The sequence below is a fragment of the Marinobacter sp. E2 genome (assembly GCF_055755345.1).
The window spans coordinates 1,575,274-1,597,599 of the sequence record NZ_CM146911.1 but is presented as its reverse complement, the minus strand read 5'-3'; the positions used below and the strand labels follow the sequence as shown (position 1 = coordinate 1,597,599).

General features: G+C 60.4%; 18 protein-coding genes and 1 tRNA gene. 5 read left to right on the top strand and 14 right to left on the bottom strand.

Features of this window, described 5'->3' with window-relative positions; all coding sequences use genetic code 11:
- The first annotated feature begins 81 nt into the window (after positions 1 to 81).
- Entirely contained in the window at positions 82 to 1,266 is a 1,185-nt protein-coding gene (locus AC0J1C_RS07260; RefSeq protein WP_375193785.1) for a pyridoxal phosphate-dependent aminotransferase, read from the top strand.
- A gap of 71 nt (positions 1,267 to 1,337) precedes the next feature.
- A tRNA-Asn gene (locus AC0J1C_RS07255) sits at positions 1,338 to 1,413 on the top strand.
- A 466-nt stretch (positions 1,414 to 1,879) separates the two neighbouring features.
- On the opposite strand, the gene pyrF is transcribed toward AC0J1C_RS07255, so the two are convergent.
- The 12 genes from pyrF to purU all read right to left on the bottom strand — a co-directional run bounded on the left by pyrF (position 1,880) and on the right by purU (position 16,294).
- Complete coding sequence (gene pyrF, locus AC0J1C_RS07250) at positions 1,880 to 2,590, bottom strand: orotidine-5'-phosphate decarboxylase (RefSeq protein WP_473046229.1); 711 nt, start codon at positions 2,588 to 2,590, stop codon at positions 1,880 to 1,882.
- Positions 2,591 to 2,621: 31 nt separating this feature from the next.
- Positions 2,622 to 3,791 (bottom strand): lipopolysaccharide assembly protein LapB, encoded by a 1,170-nt coding sequence (gene lapB / locus AC0J1C_RS07245; protein ID WP_375193911.1) that lies wholly within the window; start codon positions 3,789 to 3,791, stop codon positions 2,622 to 2,624.
- Entirely contained in the window at positions 3,791 to 4,093 is a 303-nt protein-coding gene (locus AC0J1C_RS07240; RefSeq protein WP_091984573.1) for a LapA family protein, read from the bottom strand. Before AC0J1C_RS07240 ends, lapB begins: the two co-directional genes overlap by 1 nt.
- A gap of 59 nt (positions 4,094 to 4,152) precedes the next feature.
- Positions 4,153 to 4,449, bottom strand: a complete 297-nt coding sequence (locus AC0J1C_RS07235; RefSeq protein WP_008172061.1) for an integration host factor subunit beta — start codon at positions 4,447 to 4,449, stop codon at positions 4,153 to 4,155.
- A gap of 134 nt (positions 4,450 to 4,583) precedes the next feature.
- Complete coding sequence (gene rpsA / locus AC0J1C_RS07230; protein WP_473046226.1) at positions 4,584 to 6,278, bottom strand: 30S ribosomal protein S1; 1,695 nt, start codon at positions 6,276 to 6,278, stop codon at positions 4,584 to 4,586.
- 128 nt (positions 6,279 to 6,406) lie between these two features.
- Positions 6,407 to 7,087, bottom strand: a complete 681-nt coding sequence (cmk, locus tag AC0J1C_RS07225) for a (d)CMP kinase (RefSeq protein ID WP_473046225.1) — start codon at positions 7,085 to 7,087, stop codon at positions 6,407 to 6,409.
- Positions 7,087 to 9,315 (bottom strand): bifunctional prephenate dehydrogenase/3-phosphoshikimate 1-carboxyvinyltransferase, encoded by a 2,229-nt coding sequence (locus AC0J1C_RS07220; protein ID WP_473046223.1) that lies wholly within the window; start codon positions 9,313 to 9,315, stop codon positions 7,087 to 7,089. Before AC0J1C_RS07220 ends, cmk begins: the two co-directional genes overlap by 1 nt.
- 28 nt (positions 9,316 to 9,343) lie before the next feature.
- Positions 9,344 to 10,468, bottom strand: coding sequence for a histidinol-phosphate transaminase (hisC, locus tag AC0J1C_RS07215; RefSeq protein WP_473046222.1), 1,125 nt, complete (start codon positions 10,466 to 10,468; stop codon positions 9,344 to 9,346).
- A gap of 23 nt (positions 10,469 to 10,491) precedes the next feature.
- Positions 10,492 to 11,589, bottom strand: coding sequence for a prephenate dehydratase (gene pheA / locus AC0J1C_RS07210; protein ID WP_375193906.1), 1,098 nt, complete (start codon positions 11,587 to 11,589; stop codon positions 10,492 to 10,494).
- Positions 11,590 to 11,591: 2 nt separating this feature from the next.
- A complete protein-coding gene (gene serC, locus AC0J1C_RS07205; protein WP_473046221.1) occupies positions 11,592 to 12,674 on the bottom strand; it encodes a 3-phosphoserine/phosphohydroxythreonine transaminase in 1,083 nt (360 codons plus the stop codon).
- A gap of 47 nt (positions 12,675 to 12,721) precedes the next feature.
- The gene (gene gyrA / locus AC0J1C_RS07200; protein ID WP_375193904.1) at positions 12,722 to 15,313 is read right to left on the bottom strand and encodes a DNA gyrase subunit A; all 2,592 of its coding nucleotides are present in this window, start codon (positions 15,311 to 15,313) and stop codon (positions 12,722 to 12,724) included.
- A 126-nt stretch (positions 15,314 to 15,439) separates the two neighbouring features.
- Positions 15,440 to 16,294, bottom strand: a complete 855-nt coding sequence (purU, locus tag AC0J1C_RS07195; protein WP_375193903.1) for a formyltetrahydrofolate deformylase — start codon at positions 16,292 to 16,294, stop codon at positions 15,440 to 15,442.
- A gap of 143 nt (positions 16,295 to 16,437) precedes the next feature.
- Between purU and ggt the strand changes: the two genes are divergently transcribed.
- The 3 genes from ggt to ftsH are packed head-to-tail and all read left to right on the top strand — an operon-like array spanning position 16,438 to position 20,413.
- Entirely contained in the window at positions 16,438 to 18,201 is a 1,764-nt protein-coding gene (gene ggt, locus AC0J1C_RS07190) for a gamma-glutamyltransferase (RefSeq protein WP_473046220.1), read from the top strand.
- A gap of 53 nt (positions 18,202 to 18,254) precedes the next feature.
- Entirely contained in the window at positions 18,255 to 18,503 is a 249-nt protein-coding gene (locus AC0J1C_RS07185; RefSeq protein ID WP_375193901.1) for a thiamine-binding protein, read from the top strand.
- Complete coding sequence (gene ftsH / locus AC0J1C_RS07180) at positions 18,500 to 20,413, top strand: ATP-dependent zinc metalloprotease FtsH (protein ID WP_473046219.1); 1,914 nt, start codon at positions 18,500 to 18,502, stop codon at positions 20,411 to 20,413. Before AC0J1C_RS07185 ends, ftsH begins: the two co-directional genes overlap by 4 nt.
- A 9-nt stretch (positions 20,414 to 20,422) precedes the next feature.
- Here the strand turns inward: ftsH and AC0J1C_RS07175 are convergent, their stop codons facing one another.
- Both AC0J1C_RS07175 and AC0J1C_RS07170 read right to left on the bottom strand, forming a co-directional pair.
- Positions 20,423 to 21,148: a ZIP family metal transporter gene (locus tag AC0J1C_RS07175; RefSeq protein ID WP_473046218.1), complete on the bottom strand. Its 726-nt coding sequence runs from the start codon at positions 21,146 to 21,148 to the stop codon at positions 20,423 to 20,425.
- Between the two features lie 81 nt (positions 21,149 to 21,229).
- A complete protein-coding gene (locus tag AC0J1C_RS07170; protein ID WP_473046217.1) occupies positions 21,230 to 22,321 on the bottom strand; it encodes a sulfate/molybdate ABC transporter ATP-binding protein in 1,092 nt (363 codons plus the stop codon).
- Positions 22,322 to 22,326 lie beyond the last annotated feature (5 nt).

The window sequence follows — 22,326 nt, the reverse complement described above, 5'->3', positions numbered from 1 at the left end:
AAACCAGCCAGTGCCAATCTGGCTCCGTTTCAAAGCCCGCCGGTCGCAGCCTAATCAGACGCAGCTTTAAGGAGCGCAAGTTTGGACCTTCAACTTTCCAGCCGAGTACAGGCGATCAAGCCTTCCCCTACCCTCGCAGTCACCAACAAAGCCGCCGAGTTGCGCGCGGCTGGCCAGGATATCATTGGCCTGGGTGCCGGCGAGCCGGACTTCGATACCCCCGATCACATCAAAAAGGCCGCCATTGAGGCCATCAACAACGGCCAGACCAAGTACACCGCCGTTGATGGTACGCCGGCCCTGAAGAAAGCGATTATTGCGAAGTTCAAGCGGGACAACGGACTGGAATACGAAGCCAACCAGATACTGGTTAGCAGTGGTGGCAAACAGAGCTTTTTCAACCTCGCCCTGGCCACACTGAACCCGGGCGACGAAGCCATCATCCCGGCCCCCTACTGGGTGTCTTACCCGGATATGGTGCTCGTGGCCGAAGGCAAGCCGGTGATCATCGAGACCGGCGCTGACACCCGATTCAAGATCACTCCGGAGCAGCTGGAAAACGCCATCACAGAGCGCACCCGTCTGTTCGTGATCAACAGCCCGTCCAACCCCAGCGGTATGGCCTATACCCTGGAAGAGTTGAAGGCGATTGGCGAAGTGCTCAAGAAGCACCCCAATATCATGATCGCCACCGACGACATGTACGAACCGATCCTGTGGACCGGCAAGCCGTTCTGCAACATCCTGAACGCAACCCCGGAACTGTACGACCGCACCTTCGTGCTCAACGGCGTTTCCAAGGCCTACTCCATGACCGGCTGGCGTATTGGTTACGCGGCTGGCCCGGCCAGGATCATAGGCGCCATGAAGAAGATTCAATCCCAGAGCACCTCCAACCCGGCCTCCATCTCCCAGGCGGCTGCCCAGGCAGCCCTCGACGGCGACCAGGCCTGCGTTGGCGAGATGGTGAAGGCGTTCAAGGAACGCCACGACTGGCTGGTGGGTGCGCTGAACAAACTGCCGGGCGTTGAGTGCCTGAACGGCGACGGAACCTTCTACGTGTTCCCGAGCTTCCAGGGTGCTATCGATGCCGACTCCAGCGTGAGCAATGACGTGGAGTTTGCCGAGAAGCTTCTCACCGACGCCGGCGTGGCGCTGGTACCCGGCTCGGCCTTCGGTTGCCCTGGCCACATGCGTCTGAGCTTTGCGACCAGCATGGAAAACCTGGAAAAGGCCATCGAGCGTCTGCAGAAAGCCCTGGGCTAAAAAGTTCGGAGGCAGGGGTTGACGGGGCGGTATAGCCAACTTAATATACGCGCCTCGTCACACGACGACGTTCCCCGATAGCTCAGTTGGTAGAGCAACGGACTGTTAATCCGTTTGTCGCTGGTTCGAGCCCAGCTCGGGGAGCCATTATTCTGAAAGCCCGCTAATTCTTTGAGTTAGCGGGTTTTTTATTGGCTTTTTTTTGTTTTGCTTCCAAGACTGACCTTGGACTTTTGGTCGTGGTGGCTGTTTCTGCACTAGCCTGCTTGCTTGGGGGGCTGTGGCGTGGGGACGCCCTCCCAAAAAACGCTACAAGCACATCCATGTGCGCTTGGCTGTGGCCATCCATGGCCACAGACATTTTTGGGAGGGCGTCCCCACCCCACCGCTCAAAATACTTAGATATCGTAGAGCAACCTTTGACTCGGCTTTAGCGTAGCTCGACATACCCTTGATGTCCGAACGGGGCGGCAGGCGGGTCTTTCCAAAACTGTAGAGGGCCATGGATGGCCCGATTCAAGCGCACATGGATGTGCTTGTAGCGTGTTTTGGAAAGACCCGCCTGCCGCCCCGCCGCCCAAACCCGAAAGCTAGGGCCAGAGTCAGCCATACATTAAACGGCAAGCACCTCAGAGTGAATGGCCTCCAGGGCAGCCAGAGGATCCGGCGCCTGGGTAATCGGGCGACCGATCACCAGGTAGTCGGAACCGGCCTTGAGGGCATCCGTGGGGGTCATGATGCGCTGCTGGTCGCCCTTGTCGGCGGTCAGGGGTCGAATACCGGGGGTGATCAGCTTGAAGTCAGCGCCCTGCTCTGCCTTGAGCTTGGGGGCTTCCTGCGCTGAGCAGACCACGCCGTCGAGGCCGCAGTTTCTGGCGAGGGTTGCCAGGCGGGAAACCTGGGCTTCCGGAGAATCGGTGATGCCGATACCCGCCAGGTCGTCGGCGTTCATGCTGGTCAGCACGGTAACGGCAATCAGCATTGGCCTGTCGGCACCGAAGGCTTCGAGTTTCTCCCGGCAGGCGGTCATCATCCTCTCGCCGCCAGAGGCGTGAACATTCACCATCCAGACTCCGAGGTCAGCGGCGGCTGCGACGGCCGCGGAGGTGGTGTTGGGGATGTCGTGGAATTTCAGGTCGAGAAACACCTCGAAGCCCCGCTTCTGCAGGCTTTCCACCAGTTGTGGCCCGGAGCGTGTGAACAGCTCCTTGCCGACTTTCAGGCGGCACTTGGCCGGGTCCAGCTGGTCGACCAGCGCCAGGGCCGGCGTCTGGGAGGGAAAATCGAGAGCGACGATGATCCTGGGATCGTTTGCGGTTTGCACGGTGTTGTTCCTGCGAAGATTGGGTAAAAGTTTATTCGGCTTCAACGCCCTGAATCGGGCGCACCGTTTCCCACTGCTTGCAGCTCGGGCACAGCCAGTGGAGCTGGCGCCCTGAAAAGCCACAGCTCACGCAGCGGTACACCGGGCGGTTGGCCAGGATCAGGTGGCCGATTCGGCTCACCAACCGGCCTTCGTCGGTGGTCATGCCTTTCTCGTAGCCAGCCATTTCCACCAGGCGCAACAGGCCTCGCACGCTTGGCCGGGTTTCCAGTTCCTGTCGGAGAAGGTCGATGGCCGCCGGTCGGCCCGAAGCCCGCTCCACCGACTCTACCAGGGCCAGCAGCAGACTGGTGCTCGGGTAACTCTCGTAAAGCTTGCGCAGTTTCCTCGCCAGTCGGCCGATGTCGCCGTGCTCACGTTCAAGTTTCATCAGCCGGTCAATGGCTTCGGGGCCAAACTCGGGGTTCTGGTCAAACACTTTGAAACAGTGACCACCGGCCTCCCGGTAGCTGCCCTGACGGACCAGCAGCTTCATAAGAATCAGCGTGGCGCGAACACAGGATCGGTCGTACTCCAGGGCCTCTTTCGCCAGTTTCTGGGCCGCCCAGCGATCGTCATGCTTGAGGGCTTCCTCCGCAAGCTCGCAGGTGAGGTAAGCCAGCACCTTGAACATGGCCGGATCGGCGTCACCACGGGTCAGGGTGCGGGCCACCTCAGCGGCCTTGCCCCACTCTTTCTCCTGCTGGTACAGGTCGATCAGTTGCTGTGCCGAATGACGGCCATAGTCCCGGTCGCCCATCAGCTGATGCAGCAATGCTTCTGCCCGATCCAACAGGCCGGCATTGAGATAATCCCTGGCCAGTTCCAGTGTAACCTGCGGAGAAAAACGCGGCGGCAGCTCTGGCCGGGCCAGAAGGTTCTGATGAATCAGGATGGCACGATCCGTCTCGCCTTTGTTGCGGAAATGGCTGCCAATGGAAAGGTGAAGGCTGACGGTGTCCTTGTTGACGGCGAGGGACTGCACGAAGTTTTCGACAGCCTGGTCAGAGTAATTGGTAAAGAGGAACTGCAGTCGATCCCTGACGGATTCTTCATCGGAGATCGTTTTTCCGGAGCGGTTATCACTGCTGCCAAGCCGGCCCACCAGCCAGCCCACTGCCACCGCAACTGTCAGCAGCAGCCACTGAAGTACCATGTCCATTAAAGAGTCCGGTCGTTCTGGGCCCTGGATTTTTCCAATGCCTGCTCGGCGCGATCAAGTCGTTTCTGCAGTGCGCGACGCGATACCGAGGTGCGCACGGTCGCCAGAGTGGTGATCAGAACGCCAACCAGAGCGCCTATCACGAATGCCATGATAATCCAGACCGCAACGCCGTGGGGCTGGGTTTCAAACAGAAGGAAATTGAGGGAAACGGCCATTTGGTTGTTGAGCGAGAACACCAGTGCCAGCAGAATCAGGAATAACACCAACAGAATAAGGATAATCTTCTGCAATCCTGCCATAGCAATAGCGCTCCAGAAGGGCCAGTTGGCCCGAATTGTACCTGTTCCCCGGCCGGCGATTAAAACCCTTTCTTCAAGCTGTCGTTAACCTGCTCTCGCAGCTCCTTGCCGGGCTTGAAATGGGGCACATACTTGGCGGGCAACTGAACGGCTTCGCCTGTCTTGGGATTACGGCCGGTGCGGGCCGCCCGGTGATGAAGAGAAAAACTGCCAAACCCGCGAATCTCAATTCTCTGCCCATCAGCAAGGGATTGGGACATGTGCTCGATGATGGTCTTTACCGCCAGTTCCACATCTTTCACAGAGAGCTGGGTTTGCTTGGAGGCAATCAGCTCGACCAGTTCGGACTTCGTCATGAGGCGTTTCCCTCTTTGATTTTTATTCGGCCGTCGGTTACCGGGTTCCCATGACTACCTAGTTTAGCCAAACCAGAAAAAAACACAAAAAAAACGGGCTCTTAGAGCCCGTTTTTTTCGTACCAACCGGAAACTTATTCCTTGTTGGCGTTTTGCTGCTGCATCTGCTCCTTGATGAGATCACCGATGGTGGTCGCACCAGAAGCGGTTTCAGCCGCTTTGCTCCGCACGTTTTCGAGTGCCTGCTTGTCGTCCTCGACGTCCTTGGACTTCACAGACAGGTTGATGATGCGGTTCTTGCGATCGATGCTGATGATCTTCGCTTCAACTTCTTCGCCTTCTTTCAGCGCGTTGCGTGCGTCTTCAACACGGTCGCGGCTGATTTCAGAGGCCTTCAGTACCGCTTCAACCTCGTCGTTCAGGGCGATGGTAGCCGCCTTGGCGTCCACGGAAGAGACGGTGCCCTTGACGATGGAGCCCTTGTCGTTCAGCTGAACGAACTCGGCGAACGGATCGCTTTCCAGCTGCTTGATGCCCAGGGAGATACGCTCACGCTCGGGATCAACAGACAGGATAACGGTCTCAACCTCGTCACCCTTCTTGTACTCGCGAACGGCTTCTTCGCCAGTCTCGTTCCAGCTGATGTCAGACAGGTGAACCAGACCGTCGATGCCACCGTCCAGACCGATGAAGATACCAAAGTCAGTGATGGACTTGATCTTGCCGGAGATGCGGTCGCCCTTGTTGAAGTTGCTGGAGAACTCTTCCCACGGGTTGGCTACACACTGCTTGATACCCAGGGAGATACGACGACGCTCTTCGTCGATATCCAGAATCATCACGTCCACTTCGTCGCCTACCTGGACTACCTTGGACGGATGGATGTTCTTGTTGGTCCAGTCCATTTCGGATACGTGAACCAGGCCTTCAACACCTTCTTCCAGCTCGGCAAAGCAGCCGTAGTCGGTCAGGTTGGTAACACGGGCCTTGACCTTGGATCCTTCCGGGTAACGACCCTTGATGTCGACCCAGGGATCTTCGCCCAGCTGCTTCAGGCCGAGAGATACGCGGTTGCGCTCACGGTCAAACTTCAGGACCTTGACGTTGATCTCGTCGCCCACGTTGACGATTTCGCTCGGATGCTTGATGCGCTTCCAGGCCATGTCAGTGATGTGCAGCAGGCCGTCAACACCACCCAGATCCACGAACGCGCCGTAGTCGGTCAGGTTCTTGACGATACCCTTGATTTCCAGACCTTCGGTCAGGGTCTCGAGCAGAGCTTCACGCTCGGCACTGTTTTCAGCTTCCAGAACGGCGCGGCGGGAAACAACCACGTTGTTACGCTTCTGGTCCAGCTTGATAACCTTGAATTCGAGTTCCTTGTTCTCCAGGTGCGCGGTGTCGCGGACCGGACGAACATCTACCAGCGAGCCAGGCAGGAAGGCGCGGATACCGGCCAGATCGACGGTGAAACCACCCTTGACCTTGCCATTGATAACGCCCTTGACCACTTCCTCAGCTTCGAAGGACTTCTCGAGTACCTTCCAGGCTTCTGCACGCTTGGCTTTTTCGCGGGACAGACGGGTCTCACCGAAGCCGTCTTCCACAGCGTCGAGAGCTACATCGACAACATCGCCGATAGCAATTTCCAACTCGCCTTTTTCGTTCAGGAACTGGGAGGCGGGGATAACGCCTTCGGACTTCAGTCCGGCGTTAACGGTGACCCAGTCGTTGTCGACGTCAACTACGGTTCCCTGGACGATGGAACCCGGTTGCATGTCAATTTCTTTCAGGCTTTCTTCAAAAAGATCTGCAAAGCTCTCGCTCATTATGAGTCCTATATGATCAACGCAAGTGTGCTCCGTGCCACCAGCAACACGGTCTGTTAACGATTCCGGAGGCAGCCTGTGGCTGGCAGTTGCGCTACATCCGGCCTTTCAACAACAAAAAGGTGTAGTCAGGCCTGGCCTGCTGCGGCCATACACCTGTCCAACACCTCTTCTATACTCAACCCCGTAGAATCAATGACTTGCGCATCATTCGCGGGCTTGAGAGGGGCGGCGGACCGGTTCATATCCCGCTCGTCGCGCACCCGTATCTCCTCTAAAAGGGCGTCAATATTAACATCGACACCCGCGTCCTTCAACTGACTGTAGCGCCGTCTGGCCCTCTCCTCGGCGCTCGCCGTGAGGAAGATCTTCACCGGCGCGTCGGGGAAAACCACCGTGCCCATATCGCGCCCGTCGGCGACCAGCCCGGGAGCCTTGCGAAAATCCCGCTGGCGCTGCAACAGGGCATCACGAACCGGCTGTATTACCGCCACTTTCGACGCGTTATCGCCGGCCGACTCGGTGCGGATTTCCGCGGTCACATCCTGTCCCGCCAGAATCACCTTCACGGGCTCACCGGCCGGCGTGGGCTCGAACTCTACGTCCAGCCCCGCCGCAACCTGCACCAGGCCGGGCTCGTCGTCCAGGGCAACGCCCTGACGCACAGCCGCAAGCGCGGTAAGCCGATACAGGGCGCCGCTGTCGAGCAGATGCCAGCCCAGCCTGCGGGCGAGCATCTGGGTAATCGTGCCTTTCCCGGACCCACCCGGCCCGTCGACGGTGATGACCGGAGCGCGGCTGTCGGCCATCACTCACTCCCCTCGGCTTTGATATTGATCCCGGTTTCACGGGCAAGTTCCACAAAACCCGGAAAAGAGGTTGCCACATTGGCGCAATCGTTGATCGTGATATCGCCCGCCGCCCGCAAGGAGGCCACCGCAAATGACATGGCAATCCGGTGATCCCCGTGACTGTTCACCGTGCCGCCACCGATCGTCTGGCCCCCATCGATGACAATGCCATCCGGCGTCACGGTGGTTTCCACGCCCAGGGCGGCAAGGCCATCGGCCATCACCTGGATACGATCACTCTCCTTGACCCGCAACTCCTCGGCGCCACGAAGCACGGTACGACCCCGAGCACAGGTGGCCGCGATAAACAGCACCGGAAATTCATCAATGGCCAGGGGCACCTGGTCCTCGGGGATGTCGATGCCCTTGAGCTCGGCAGAACGTACCCTCAGGTCCGCCACCGGCTCGCCGCCAATTTCGCGTTCGTCCAGCACCTCGATATTGGCCCCCATCAGACGCAGGATATTGATTACCCCTACCCGCGTCGGGTTCATACCAACGTGACGCAGCACCAGGTCGGAGCCGGGCGCGATACTCGCGGCCACCAGGAAGAACGCGGCTGAGGAAATGTCGGCCGGCACATCAATGTTGGTGGCGGTCATCTTGCCACCGCCGCTGACGCTCGCCGTTGCGCCATCCCGATGCACGTGATAGCCAAAACCGGCCAGCATGCGTTCGGTGTGATCCCTCGTTGGTGCCGGCTCGGTCACCGAGGTGCTGCCCTCGGCGTACAGGCCGGCAAGCAGCAGGCAGGACTTCACCTGGGCACTGGCCACGGGCATTTCGTAATGGATACCGGTCAGCGCCTGGCCACCGCGAATTTTCAGCGGCGGGCGGCCGCCCTCTGCGGTTTCGATCACTGCTCCCATGGCCCGCAGAGGCTCTGCCACCCGCCCCATCGGACGCCCCGAAAGGCTGGCATCGCCGGTCAGTTCCGAGTCGAACGGCTGCGCCGCCAGCAAGCCGGCAAACAGACGCATGGCAGTGCCGGAGTTGCCGAGATACAGCGGCCCTCGCGGCGCCTGCAGCCCATGCATGCCGACACCGTGAATCCGCACGAAGCCGTTATCCGGGCCTTCAATGGTCACGCCCATGTCACGGAAGGCCTGAAGCGTAGCGAGGCTGTCCTCACCCTCCAGAAACCCTTTTACCTCGGTCACCCCATCAGCGAGCGCACCGAGCATAATGGAGCGATGAGACATGGACTTGTCGCCGGGCACGCGGATATCACCGGTAATCGCGCCACCGGGCTGAAGACGGAACCTGACCTGTTTAGCACTGTTGTTTGTCACGTAAGCCTGTCCTGAGAGCATCTTGGAAAAATGTTCACGCGCCGCCTTGGCGCGACTGAAAACCCGCAGCAGCGTGGCACTGTCCTGATTGGCGATGGCCGTGCGCAGCTGCTCGAGGTCGTGGGTAAAATGATCAATCACCCGCAGAACCGCGTCGCGGTTCGATAGAAAGATATCGTGCCACATCACCGGATCACTGGCAGCAATCCGGGTAAAGTCCCGGAACCCGCCGGCAGCGTAGCGGAAAATGTCCATGTTCTCGTCTTCCCCGGCCAGGGTATCCACCAGCGAGAACGCGATCAGGTGAGGCAGATGGCTGGTGGCTGCCAGCACTTCGTCGTGATAGGCCACCGACATGGTCAGCACGGTTGCCCCGCAGCCTTCCCAGAGAGCCTGCAAACGCCGCAGGTGAGATTCACTGACGTTGTCCGGCGGCGTAAGAATCACCTTGTGGTTGGCGAAAAGATCGGGGTTGGCCGCCCGGATGCCGCTCTTCTCCGACCCGGCAATGGGATGGCCGGGAATAACCAGCGGCCCCTGGGAACCAAACACCGCTTCTACATCGGCCACAAAACTGGATTTGGTGCTGCCTACATCGGTCAGCACTGCCCCTGGCTCCAGCGCGGGGCGCACCTGTTCAAGCACCGACCGGGTTGCCCGCACCGGCACGGCCAGAACCACCAGGTCGGCGCCGCGAACGGCATCGGCCACCGTTGGCGCGGCCTCGTCGATAATGCCAAGCTGCTGACCCAGGTGCAGATCCTCTTCACGCTGGTCGGAACCAACCACCGTATCCGCAAGCCGGTTACGGCGCATGGCGCTGGCCAGGGAGCCGCCAATCAGCCCGAGGCCAATCACGGCAACCCGCTGGAAGAGTGGTTCCGACCCGCTCATATCAAATGCTTACCCTTGTCGTTCACCCTTAATCACTCAGGCCTGACGCTGTCAGGGCCTTGGCCAGGGCCTCAATGAAGCGCTCATTCTCTTCGGGCAGCCCGACGGACACCCGCAAATGCTGCGGCATGCCATAGCCGGCTATCGGGCGCACAATAACACCGTGAGCCAGCAGGGCCTGATAGACGCCCATGGCATTCTCGCCCACTTCCACCGCGATAAAGTTGCCAGCCGAGGGTATGTAGCTCAATCCCATGGCGTCGAACGCCTGCTCAAGCTGACGCAACCCGGCGGTATTCACCTCCCGGGACCGTTGCAGATAGGCTTCGTCACCCAGAACCGCGGTGGCGGCCGCCAGGGCCACCGTGTCAACGTTAAACGGCTGGCGCACCCGATTGAGCACGTCGGCAATGGCCGGCGAGCTGATGCTGTAACCCACACGAAGCGCGGCCAGCCCCCAGGCTTTGGAGAAGGTGCGACAGACGATCAGATTCGGGAACCGGGACAACAGCTCAACGCCATCCGGATAGTCTTCACCGGTGAGGTATTCGCAGTAGGCCTCGTCCAGCACTACCAGAACGTCCTCGGGAATCTTTTGTAGAAAGGCCTCAATGGCGTCGGCCTTGTGTACGGTTCCGGTCGGGTTGTTGGGGTTGGCAACAAACACCAGACGGGTACGATCGGTAACCGCTGCGGCCATGGCATCCAGGTCGTGCCCCCACTCTCGCGCCGGCACCGATACGCCCATGGCACCGATAGCCTGGGTCACCAGCGGATAAACCGCGAACGCATATTGGGAGAAAACCACTTCCGAGTCGGCATCCGCAAAACAACGGGTGATCACCTCAAGCACATCGTTGGAGCCATTACCCAGGGTAATCTGGTCCATGCCCACGTTCAGCCGGTTCGACAGGGCCTGCTTCAGGTTGAAACCATTGCCATCGGGATAGAGGCAAAGCTCGGCAAGCGCAGCCTGCGCCGCGGACAGCGCTTTTTCACTGGGTCCGAGGGGGTTCTCGTTGCTGGCGAGCTTGATGATCTCAGCGGGATTCAGGCCCAGTTCCCGGGCCAGTTCCTCAATCGGCTTGCCCGGCTGATAGGGCGACAGGGCCTGGACTCCGCGAACAGCCAGGCACTGGTAATCAATGGCCATAATACGTCCTCGACCTGCTTTGCTCAGAGCACGCCAATCGGGTAAGACCCAAGGCGTTTCAGTTCAACGGCTTCCTCATCCACTTCCGCCAGCACCTTGCGAACCTGTTCGTCCTCCACATGCCCCTCGAAATCGATGTAGAACACGTAGGCCCAGGTGCCGCTGGGCGACGGCCGGGTTTCGATGCGCGTCAGGCTGATGCCGTGGCGGTGGAACGGCTCGAGCAGCTTGTACAGGGCCCCCGGCTTGTTGCGCATGGACACCAGGATGGACGATTTATCGTGGCCGCTGGCCGGCACCGCTTCACGACCGATGATCAGGAAACGGGTAGTGTTATCCGGGCGGTCCTCAATGCTGCTGGCCAGCATGTCCAGACCATAGAGCTCTGCAGCCATGTCACCGGCAATCGCTGCCGTGCCGGGCTCAGCGGCAGCGCGGCGGGCCGCCTCCGCATTGCTGGACACGGTCACCCGCTCGACGCCGTAGCGATGGGTATCCAGCCACTGTCGGCACTGGGCGAACGACTGCTGGTGGGAGTAGATACGGGTAATCTCCTGGTCAGCATGCTTGGGCGAAACCAGCAGATGGTGATGAATCCGCAGCTGGACCTCACCACAGATTTTCAGGGGTGAGGACATGAACATATCGAGGGTGTGATTGATCATGCCCTCGGTGGAGTTCTCCACCGGCACCACGCCGTAATGGGCCGCCCCGGATTCCACTTCCCGGAACACGGCGTCGATGGCGGGCAGCGGAACGCTGATAACCGAATGCCCGAAATGCTTCAGTGCCGCTGCCTGGGTGAAGGTACCGATCGGCCCCAGGAAGGCGATGTGCATGGGCTTTTCCAGGGCCAGGCAGGCGGACATGATTTCCCGGAACAGCCGGGCCATTTCCTCACCGGACAACGGCCCCGGATTCTGCTCCTTGATCCGCCGGAGCACCTGGGCTTCGCGCTCGGGACGGTAGAAGAACACGTCCTGCCCCGGATTGGCGGCCATCTTCACATTGGCCACTTCCTGGGCACAGGTTGCCCGAGCGCTGATGAGCTCCATGATCTTCTGATCAATCCCGTCGATTTCGTCCCGCAGCTCCGCGAGCCTGGTCTGCTCATCGCTCATGATCAGCCACGCTCCTTCGCAAAGTCGGTCATGTAATCAATCAGCGCATCCACACCCGCTTCCGGCATGGCGTTGTAGATGCTCGCCCGCATACCACCGACCGAGCGGTGGCCCGCCAGATTCAGCAGACCACGGGCGTTGGCGCCCTTCAGGAACTCGCTGTTCAGGGCATCGTCCGCCAGAGTAAACGGCACGTTCATCCAGGAGCGGAAACGGGGGTCGATCGGATTGGCGTAGAAATCGCTGGCATCAATGAAATTGTAGAGCTTGCGGGCTTTGCGCAGGTTGATCTCACCCATCGCCTGAACACCGCCCTGCTCTTTCAGCCATTTGAACACGAGGCCCGCCAGGTACCAGCTGTAGGTGGCCGGCGTGTTGTACATGGAGTCGTTATCCGCAATCACCTGATAGTTCATCATGGTGGGCGTTTCCTTCCGGGCCTTGCCCAGCAGATCCTTGCGGATGATCACCACGACCAACCCAGAGGGGCCGATGTTCTTCTGGGCGCCCGCGTAGATCAACCCGAACTTCGAGACATCCACCGGACGGGAGAGCATATTGGAGGACATATCCGCCACCAGAGGCACATCGGGGCTGTCTGGCACGAAGTCGAACTCCAGGCCACCGATGGTCTCGTTGGGCGTGTAATGCAGGTAGGCGGCCTCGGCGCTGGTTTGCCAGTTGGCCTGATCCGGAATGGTGGTAAAGCCGCTGTCTTCGGAGCTGGCCACCACGTTCACCTTGCCGTAGCGACTGGCCTCGGCAATGGCCTTCTTCGACCAGATGCCGGTGTTCACGTAGTCGGCACTGCCCTTTTCGCCCAGGAGGTTCAGGGGAATGGTGGAAAACTGACTGGACGCCCCACCCTGCATGAACAGCACAGCGTAATCGTCTGATACGCCAGCCAGCTCACGCAGATCCTTCTCTGCAGTTTCGGCAATCTGGACAAACTCGTCGCTGCGATGGCTCATCTCCATCACCGACATGCCGGTGCCGCGCCAGTCGAGCATTTCATCTCGCGCCTGACGAAGCACGCTTTCCGGCAAGGTGGCCGGACCTGCACAAAAGTTATACGCCCTGCTCATTTTCCGTTGATCTCTCCAGTCTCGCTGACTCTCTCGGTTGCGCCGGCTTACTCTTCGCCGGCGCCTTCTTCGTTCGCTCCGTCGTTCTCGCCGTCGATGTCTTCATCGTCGGTTTCGGCAATCCGCTCGACGCCCACCAGACGCTCGTCTTCCTGGCTGAGCTTGATCAGGCGAACACCCTGGGTGTTGCGGCTGAGAACGGACACTTCATCGGTACGGGTACGCACCAGCGTGCCCTTGTCGGAGATGAGCATCATTTCATCACCCTCGAACAGCTGCAGGGCAGTAACCAGGTTACCGTTACGCTCGGAACACTGCATGGCAATGACACCCTGGCTGCCCCGGCTGTAGGTCGGGAACTCATCAATGGCCGTGCGCTTGCCGTAGCCGTTCTCGGAGGCGGTCAGAATCACGCCACCTTCCTGAGGGATGATCAGCGACACCACCTGATGGCCTTCCGGCATTCGAATACCGCGCACACCGCGAGCGGTCCGGCTCATCGGGCGCACCGCTTCCTCATTGAAACGCACCGCCTTGCCGGCGCTGGAGAACAGCATCACCTCGGCATCGCCCTGGGTGATGGCGGCGCCGATCAGGGTATCCCCCTCGTCGAGGGACAATGCAATCAGACCGCTGCTGCGCGGACGCGAGAAGTTCGGCAGCGGGGTTTTCTTGACCACACCGGCGGACGTGGCCATCAGTACGAACTGGTCTTCCGGATAATCGCGAACCGGCAGGAAGGTGGTGATACGCTCACCTTCTTCCAGAGGCAGGATGTTGACCATGGGCCGGCCACGGGATGCCCGGCTGGCGCGCGGAATCTCGAACACCCGCAGCCAGTAGACCTTGCCGCGGTTGGAGAAGCACAGGATGGTGTCGTGGGAGTTGGCCACCAGCAGCTTCTCAACGAAGTCTTCATCCTTCATGGAGGTGGCGGCCTTGCCGCGACCGCCCCGGCGCTGGGCCTGGTAATCCTCAACCGCCTGGGTCTTGGCGTAACCACTGTGGGAAATGGTCACCACCAGGTCTTCTTCGTCGATCAGGTCGGCGATGGTCAGATCACGACGGGAGCTGGTGATCTCGGTACGTCGCTCGTCGCCAAACTCGGAGACAATGGCTTCCAGCTCTTCACGGATGACCTGGAGCAGGCGCTCCGGATCGCCCAGGATATCCAGCAGATCGGCGATCTTCTCCAGGATTTCCTTGTATTCGTTCTGCAGCTTCTCGGTTTCAAGACCGGTGAGGCGGTGCAGACGCAGATCCAGGATGGCCTGGGCCTGCTCCGGCGACAGATGGTAGAGGCCGTCACGCAGGCCGTAGATTTCCGGCAGGTCGTCCGGACGGCAGGCATCCTGGCCGGCCCGCTCAAGCATGGCCAGCACATCACCCGGTGACCAGCCCTTGTCGACCAGCTTTTCCTTGGCTTCGGCCGCCGAAGGCGATGCCTTGATCAGCTCGATCACTTCATCAATGTTGGCGAGGGCAACTGTCAGGCCTTCCAGAATGTGGCCGCGCTCGCGCGCCTTGCGCAATTCGTAGATCGTGCGGCGGGTGACCACTTCCCGGCGATGGCGGATGAACGCATCCAGCAGCTCTTTGAGGTTCAGGGTCTTGGGCTCGCCGTTGATCAGGCCAACCATGTTGATACCGAATACGGTCTCCAGCTGGGTATGGGCAAACAGGTTGTTGACCACCACGTCCGGGTTCTCGCCGCGGCGCAGCTCGATCACCACCCGGATACCTTCCTTGTTGGACTCGTCCCGCAGCTCGGAAATGCCTTCAACACGCTTTTCCTTCACCAGCTCGGCGATCTTCTCGATCAGGCGGGCCTTGTTGAGCTGATATGGCAGCTCGGTGATGATGATGGCGTCGCGGTTGGTTTTGTTATCGTGCTCGATCTCATGACGGGCACGGATGTAGATACGGCCACGACCAGTGCGATAAGCCTCAACGATACCGGCACGGCCATTAATAATGCCTTGGGTCGGGAAATCCGGGCCCGGGATGAACTCCATCAGCTCATCCACTGTAAGATCCGGGTTATCGATCAGCGCCAGGCAGCCGCTCACCACTTCCTTGAGGTTGTGGGGAGGAATGTTGGTGGCCATACCCACGGCAATACCTGAAGAGCCGTTGACCAGCAGGTTCGGTACCCGGGTGGGCAGCACGTCCGGAATGCGCTCGGTGCCGTCGTAGTTATCGACGAAGTCAACGGTTTCCTTGTCCAGATCCGCCAGCAGGGAGTGGGCAATCTTCTCCATGCGGATCTCGGTGTAACGCATGGCGGCGGCGTTGTCGCCGTCGATGGAACCGAAGTTGCCCTGGCCGTCCACCAGCGGATAACGCAGGGAGAAAGGCTGGGCCATACGAACGATGGTGTCGTAGACTGCCGAGTCGCCGTGGGGATGGTATTTACCGATAACGTCACCCACCACACGGGCGGATTTCTTGTAGGGCTTGTTCCAGTCGTTGTTCAGTTCGGACATGGCGAACAGAACACGACGGTGAACCGGCTTGAGACCGTCCCGCACATCCGGGAGGGCCCGCCCGACGATGACGCTCATGGCGTAATCGAGGTAGGACTGCTTCAACTCGTCTTCAATATTGACCGGCAGGATCTCTTTGGCTAACTCACCCATCGAGAAAGGTTCCTTTGCGTTATCTGGAAGTCGTATCAGGGCCGTGCCCCAGCCCCATAGTTATTCTTCAACAAGCCGCCAAGTCTACCACAGTCGCGCCCTGTCCGGGGCAACTGTGAGGCAGCCTTAATCAAACACCACTGTCTTGTTTTCGAAGGTGATTACCCGGTCTTCGATGTGCGAGCGCAGCCCCCGGGCCAGCACGTTCTTTTCAACGTCCTTGCCGAGGCGAACCATGTCTTCGATGGAGTCGCTGTGGGTAATGCGGATCACGTCCTGCTCGATGATCGGGCCTTCGTCGAGATCCTGGGTGACATAGTGGCAGGTGGCACCGATCAGTTTCACGCCACGGCTGTAGGCCTGGTGATACGGGCGGGCACCTGCGAACGACGGCAGGAAGCTGTGGTGAATGTTGATCACCTTGCCAGCGTACTTCTCGCACAGCTCGCCCGGCAGGATCTGCATGTAGCGGGCCAGCACCACCACGTCGGCCTCATACTTCTGGAACAGCTCGTCGATGTGGGCAAAGGCCTCGGCCTTGTTTTCCTTGCTCACCGGCACGTGGTGATAGGGAATCTCGTGCCATTCCACCATTCGCCGCAAGTCGTCGTGGTTGGAGATGACCGCCACAATCTCGGCATTGATCTCCTTGCTGTGCCAACGGTGCAGCAGGTCTGCCACGCAGTGGGATTCCTTGCTGCACATGAGAATGACTTTCTTCGGGCGGGCGGAATCGGCGATGTGCCAGTTCATGTTGAACTCGCGGGCAATGGGCTCGAAGGCCGCGCGGAACTGGTCCAGGCCAAAGGGAATCGAGCTGGCCTTGATCTCGTGCCGCATGAAGAACCACCCGGTCTGCGTATCCGAGTGGTGGCTCGCCTCGGTAATCCAGCCGTTGTAGGTGGACAGGAAATTACTCACCTTGGCGACAATCCCGACCCTGTCCGGGCAGGAAATCACAAGACGATAGGTATGCTCCATGGAAGCCTTTCCTTAACTGAAATACGGGAAAGCAGGTGTGTCAGGGAATCACCACCAGCGGCGCCGGCAGGTTAACGGTACGCACCTATGAAAATGACCGGCTATCATAGCCTATCTGAACGCCAGAAACGAGGAATGGAGATATGGACAGAGGCCTCTACCAACGTGCAAACGGAAACCCTGCCAGGGTACGCTCAGGCCGCCTCGCGAGGATCGCGGCGATGGTGCTTCTGATCGGTTCGGGCCAGGCGCTCGGCCAGGCCATTCTCGAGGGCGAACGCTTCCACCCGGTCACCGCCAGCCAGGGCATGGTGGCGACCAGCCATACCGTGGCAACCGAAGTGGCGCTGGAAGTCTTGAAGAAAGGCGGTAATGCCGTGGACGCCGCGGTAACCGCCGGCTTTGCCCTGGCGGTTACCCAGCCCCGCTCGGGCAATATCGGCGGCGGTGGTTTCATGCTGGTCTCCCCGGGCGACGGCTCCGATCCCGAGGCCATCGACTACCGGGAGAAAGCACCGGCAGCCGCCACTGAAACCATGTTCCAGGACGATGCCGGCAATGTGGTACCCAACCGGAGCCGGTTTACCCACCTGGCCGCGGGCGTGCCCGGCACCGTCGCCGGGTTGGCGCTGGCCCTGGAGCGCCACGGCACCATTACCCTGCCACAGGCGCTGGCACCGGCCATCAAGCTGGCGCGAGAAGGCTTTATTGTGCCAAGACGCTTCACCGAGGGGCTGGAAGAAGCACGGGAGCGCCTTGAGCGCTGGCCCGCCACGCTCAACACCTTCTACAAACCGGATGGCAGCGCCTGGCAACCCGGCGAACGCTTCCGCCAGCCGGAGCTGGCCGCCACCCTCCAACGGATCTCCGACCAGGGCGTGAAAGGCTTCTATGAGGGCGAAACCGCCCGGCTGATTGCCGCGGAGATGGAACGCCACGGTGGCCTGATTACCCTCGAAGACCTGAAAAGCTACCAGCCGGAAGTGCGCCAGCCGGTCCGAGGCACCTACCGGGGCTACGAGATCTACTCGATGTCGCCGCCCTCCTCCGGCGGCACTCACATTGTGCAGATCCTGAACATCCTGGAAGGCTACCCGATGGCCGAATTCGGGCACAATTCTGCCGATGCCATCCACCACATGGCCGAGGCAATGAAACTGGCCTACGCCGATCGTTCAAAGTACCTGGGCGACACCGATTATGTGGAGGTGCCGCTGCGAGGCCTGACCAGCAAGGCGTATGCCGAGTCGCTGCGCAAGGGTATCGACCCGCAGCGGGCGACACCGGCCAGCGAGATCGGCCCCGGTGACCCAACGCCCTGGGAAAGCCCGGAAACCACACACTTCTCGGTGGTGGACAAATGGGGCAACGCGGTCTCCAACACCTACACCATCAACTTCAGTTACGGCTCCGGCATTACCGTGGAAGGCGCCGGCTTCCTGCTCAATAACGAGATGGACGATTTCAGTGCCAAGCCGGGCGTGCCCAACGCGTACGGTCTGATTGGCGGCGAGGCGAACAAGGTGGCGCCGGGCAAGCGCATGCTCAGCTCCATGTCGCCCACCATTGTCCGGAAAAACGGTCAGAACTGGCTGGTGACCGGCAGCCCGGGCGGCTCACGAATCATCACCACAACCTTGCAGGTGATCCTCAATGTGATTGATCATGGAATGAACATACAGACCGCCGTCAGCGTGCCCCGCATTCATCACCAGTGGCTGCCGGACGAAATCCGTATTGAGCAGGGCATCAGCCCTGACACCGTCCGCATTCTGGAAGAACGGGGCCACGCGGTGGTCGGTGGATCGGCCATGGGCGCCATCCAGAGCATCCTCAGGGAGGAGGACGGAACCCTGCACGGCGGGGCAGATCCAAGGAGAAGCACCTCCTCCGCCATGGGTTACTGAAACACGATTGAGACCGGCAATTGACCAGGGTCACATCCCTGAAAGGAGGCAGCATGTATCTTTCTGTACAACTGAGCTGGTATCCGCTCAATGAAGAGTACAAAGAGCCCATTCGTAACCTGATTGCCAGGCTTGAACAGACCGGCCTGGAGGTTTACCCGGGCCGAATGAGCACGGAAATCTTCGGCGACTACGACGAGGTGATGTCTGTACTCTCGGACACCATGAAGTGGTCCTTTGAAACCTACGGCAAATCGGTCTTTGTGGCGAAGATCATGGAGGGCGATCGGAGACCCAGATGACAACACCCGAAGGTCCGGGCAATTCCAGGCGAACCCCGGACGACAACCGGCAACCGGTGGTGCCGAACCAGTATTCCTTCCTGTGGCTCAGCGCTGCCATATTCCTGGTGGTGCTATGGCTGCAGGATGGCAACCAGCCCCGGCTCCACGAACTGGCCTACTCGGAGTTCAAGACAGCGGTGACCAACGGCCAGGTGGCGGAGGTAACCCTCAGACAGGAAGCCATCACCGGCCTGTTCACTGACAGTGGCGCCGCCACATTCAGCACTGCCAGCCCGCCCACTGGCAGCAGCCCCGGATTTCGGACCATTCGCCCACCCATGGAAGACCCGGCCCTGCTCGGCCTCCTCGAAGAAAACCAGATCACCATTCGAGCGGCTCCGTCCAGCCTGCCCTGGTGGCAGGAAATGATCCGCAGCTTTCTGCCCTGGCTCCTGTTCCTGGCCCTTATGTTCTGGTTCTGGGGCGCTGCACAGAAGCGCATGACCCAGGGCGGCGGCCCGTTCAACTTCGGACGCTCCAAAGCCCGACGGGCCCGCCGGGAAACTTCCAATACCACCCTGGACGACGTTGCCGGCATTGAGTCGGCGAAACGGGAAATCGGTGAGATTATCGACTTCCTGAAAGCCCCGGAGAAATACCGCGCGCTCGGTGCTGTCATGCCCAAAGGCGTGCTGCTGGTCGGTCCGCCCGGCACCGGTAAAACCCTGCTGGCCCGGGCCATCGCCGGTGAGGCCGAGGTGCCCTTCTACAGCATCAGCGCCTCGGAATTCATTGAGATGTTTGTGGGTGTGGGTGCGGCCCGGGTGCGGGACATGTTCGAGGAAGCCCGCAAAGACGCGCCCGCACTGATTTTTATTGACGAACTGGATGCCGTTGGCCGCTCCCGGGGTGCCGGCCTGGGTGGCGGGCACGATGAGCGGGAACAGACCCTGAACCAGATCCTGACGGAAATGGATGGCTTCGAGGCCCATGAGAACGTGCTCGTGCTGGCAGCCACCAACCGTCCCGACGTGCTCGACAGCGCCCTGCTCCGCCCCGGCCGGTTCGACCGCAAGATCACCCTGGACCGCCCCCACAAGAACGCCCGCTCCGCCATCCTTCAAGTGCATGTACGCAAGGTACCACTGGCCAATGACGTGGACCTGGAGCAGATCGCCGCCCGCACCATCGGCTTCTCCGGGGCCGACCTCAAAAACCTGGTGAACGAAGCCGCGCTCACCGCCGCCCGGGAAAACCTCAAGGAGGTGAACAACCACTGCTTCGAGCTGGCCCGGGACCGGATCATCCTTGGCGAGGAGCGAGACATGCAGCTTTCGCCGACCGAGCGCGAGGCCGTGGCCTACCACGAGTGCGGCCACGCCATCATGGCCTACTACATGCCCAATGCCGACCCCCTCACCCGGGTGACCATTATCCCTCACGGCATGGCCATGGGCGTCACCGAGCAGACGCCCCGTGAAGATCACTACACCTACACCGAAAGCTACCTGCGGGACCGCATCAAGGTGATGCTGGGCGGCCGCTGTGCGGAAAAGCTGGTCTACGGAGAGGTCAGCACCGGTGCCCAGAACGACCTGAAGGAAGCCACCGCCCTCGTGCGGAAGATGATCGGACAGTGGGGCATGAGCGAGAAAATCGGCCCCCTCGGCCTCAACATTGGCGAGGAGCACGTGTTCCTGGGCCGGGAAATGGGCCTGCCCCGGGAATTCAGCGAAAAGATGGCCGAGCTGGTGGATACGGAAATCCAGTCGCAGCTCCTGGCCCAGGAGAAAGCAACCCTGGACTTCCTCAAAGAGCACCGCCGCCAGCTCGAAGCCCTGGCCCGTGCGGTACTGGAACACGAGACCCTGTCGGCCGAGCAGATTGGCGACATTCTGCAAAAAGAGGACGCGAGGAAGATTGCCTGAACGGCCTGTTCAGACCTGGCCCACCAGGTCGTGACTGAACAGGGCAAGGCAAAACCCAACCACGGCGCCCAGGGGCGGCCCCCAGTGTTTGTCCAGCCGGGATTGCGGCGCAATGTCCTGGAAAATCAGGTACAGGATGCCCCCGGAAGCAAACAGCATGATTGCACCCAGAGCAAAGGGGCGGCCGGTCAGGAAGAAATAGCCCAGCAGGCCGGCAAGAGGCCCTGTAACCACCAGGCAGCTCATGAAGATGAGCGTCTTTCGGGAGGTGTAGCCGGGCAGGCAGACGATCTCGCGATAGGCGTTGAAGCCCTCCGGCAGGTTCTGCAGCGCAATCAACACCGCCATCAGCGCCGCGGTTTCCGGGCTCAGCACCGCCAGCCCTCCCAACGCAGTCGCCTCGGGAATGAAATCGAGCATCACGCCCATCAACTGGGGAGATTCCCGGCGTTTGAGGCCCAGTATCCGCTCGATCACAAAGAATACAAAGCCGCCGAGAATGATGGTGGGAATGGCCCAGAGCGAGTCGCCCATACTGGCCTGCCCCTCGGGAATCAACACCACCGCCACAGCGCCCAGCAGAATGCCGCCGCCGAGGGCAATCAGGAAGTGACGGAACTCCTGATCCAGCCATCCGGGGCGTATCCGCTCGAAACTGGCCAGTAATCCGCCAAGGGGAATACAGGCACCGGCCAGTACGGTAAGGCCAACGATGTGTAAGACGTGCTCCAGCATGGCAGGTTCGTGCTCCGGAAACGTGGCGTTTACTCAGCCCAGAGCCTAGCAGGTTCTGGCGAGCCTAGCGCCTCAGGGACACTAGCGCCACTCGAGCGTCTTCGGTTCCGTTGCGTGTTCGCAGAACAGGTGCCCCACATCGGGAATCGCAAAACAACGGTCGCCACGCTGGGGCTGGCGGCTGTTGAATTCAGTGTGGCTGATGCCCACTTCCCAGATCTCCTCGCTCTCCCAGCCGTCGGGCTTGAGCTCAATGCGCACCTCGGCTCCAATCAGGTTGATGGCCTCGATCCGGAACGGCAGATGGGCGCTGTCGCTGGCGTGCTGGGAAAGACGCACCTCGTGGGGGCGGAGGTAAAGCTGGCCATCATCGTTCTCGCAGCTCCGGGGCAGGCAGATCCAGGCCTCACCCTGGCGCATCACGCCATCCTGTATCCGGCCCGAGAGCACGTTTACCTGGCCGAGAAATTCGAAGACAAACCGGCTGTCTGGCCGGCCGTAGAGCTCCAGGGGCGTATCCACCTGCTCAATTCGGCCATTGCTCATTACCACCACTTGGTCGGAGAGCTCCAGCGCCTCTTCCTGGTCGTGGGTTACGAATACGCTGGTGAAGTGAAGCTCATCATGCAGGCTGCGCAACCAACGGCGCAGGTCCTTACGCACCTTGGCATCCAGGGCGCCGAACGGCTCGTCCAGCAGCAGAATCTCAGGTTTCATGGCCATGGCGCGGGCCAGGGCAATGCGCTGCTTCTGCCCGCCGGAGAGCTGCGCCGGATACCGGTTGGCCAGGTGCTCCAGCTGCACCATCTCCAGCAGTTCCTGTACCCGCTTGCGGATCTCGGGTTTGGACGGGCGCTCGTTGCGGGGCAACACATCCAGGCCAAAAGCCACGTTCTGGGCCACGGTCATGTGGCGGAAAAGAGCGTAATGCTGAAACACAAACCCGACTCGACGGTCGCGCACGTGAAGGTCGGTCACGTCTTTGCCACTGAAACGGATGCTGCCCTGCTCCGGCGTCTCAAGGCCGGCAATGATACGCAGCAGCGTGGTCTTGCCGGAACCGGACGGCCCCAGCAGTGCCGTCAGCTGACCATCCGGGATGGTCAGGTTGATGTCATGCAGGGCCTGGAACTTGTCGAAAAACTTGTTGATACCCTGTATCTCGATACTCATGGAGA

Bases quoted from the DNA above. Each gene is read 5' to 3' on its own strand.
- ggt (WP_473046220.1), top strand. From the start codon at position 16,438: ATGGACAGAGGCCTCTACCAACGTGCAAACGGAAACCCTGCCAGGGTA.
- serC (WP_473046221.1), bottom strand. From the start codon at position 12,674: ATGAGCAGGGCGTATAACTTTTGTGCAGGTCCGGCCACCTTGCCGGAA.
- cmk (WP_473046225.1), bottom strand. From the start codon at position 7,087: ATGGCCGACAGCCGCGCTCCGGTCATCACCGTCGACGGGCCGGGTGGG.
- pheA (WP_375193906.1), bottom strand. From the start codon at position 11,589: ATGAGCGATGAGCAGACCAGGCTCGCGGAGCTGCGGGACGAAATCGAC.
- hisC (WP_473046222.1), bottom strand. From the start codon at position 10,468: ATGGCCATTGATTACCAGTGCCTGGCTGTTCGCGGAGTCCAGGCCCTG.
- AC0J1C_RS07170 (WP_473046217.1), bottom strand. From the start codon at position 22,321: ATGAGTATCGAGATACAGGGTATCAACAAGTTTTTCGACAAGTTCCAG.
- AC0J1C_RS07235 (WP_008172061.1), bottom strand. From the start codon at position 4,449: ATGACGAAGTCCGAACTGGTCGAGCTGATTGCCTCCAAGCAAACCCAG.
- rpsA (WP_473046226.1), bottom strand. From the start codon at position 6,278: ATGAGCGAGAGCTTTGCAGATCTTTTTGAAGAAAGCCTGAAAGAAATT.
- purU (WP_375193903.1), bottom strand. From the start codon at position 16,294: ATGGAGCATACCTATCGTCTTGTGATTTCCTGCCCGGACAGGGTCGGG.
- AC0J1C_RS07175 (WP_473046218.1), bottom strand. From the start codon at position 21,148: ATGCTGGAGCACGTCTTACACATCGTTGGCCTTACCGTACTGGCCGGT.
- gyrA (WP_375193904.1), bottom strand. From the start codon at position 15,313: ATGGGTGAGTTAGCCAAAGAGATCCTGCCGGTCAATATTGAAGACGAG.
- AC0J1C_RS07185 (WP_375193901.1), top strand. From the start codon at position 18,255: ATGTATCTTTCTGTACAACTGAGCTGGTATCCGCTCAATGAAGAGTAC.
- lapB (WP_375193911.1), bottom strand. From the start codon at position 3,791: ATGGACATGGTACTTCAGTGGCTGCTGCTGACAGTTGCGGTGGCAGTG.
- ftsH (WP_473046219.1), top strand. From the start codon at position 18,500: ATGACAACACCCGAAGGTCCGGGCAATTCCAGGCGAACCCCGGACGAC.
- AC0J1C_RS07240 (WP_091984573.1), bottom strand. From the start codon at position 4,093: ATGGCAGGATTGCAGAAGATTATCCTTATTCTGTTGGTGTTATTCCTG.
- AC0J1C_RS07220 (WP_473046223.1), bottom strand. From the start codon at position 9,315: ATGAGCGGGTCGGAACCACTCTTCCAGCGGGTTGCCGTGATTGGCCTC.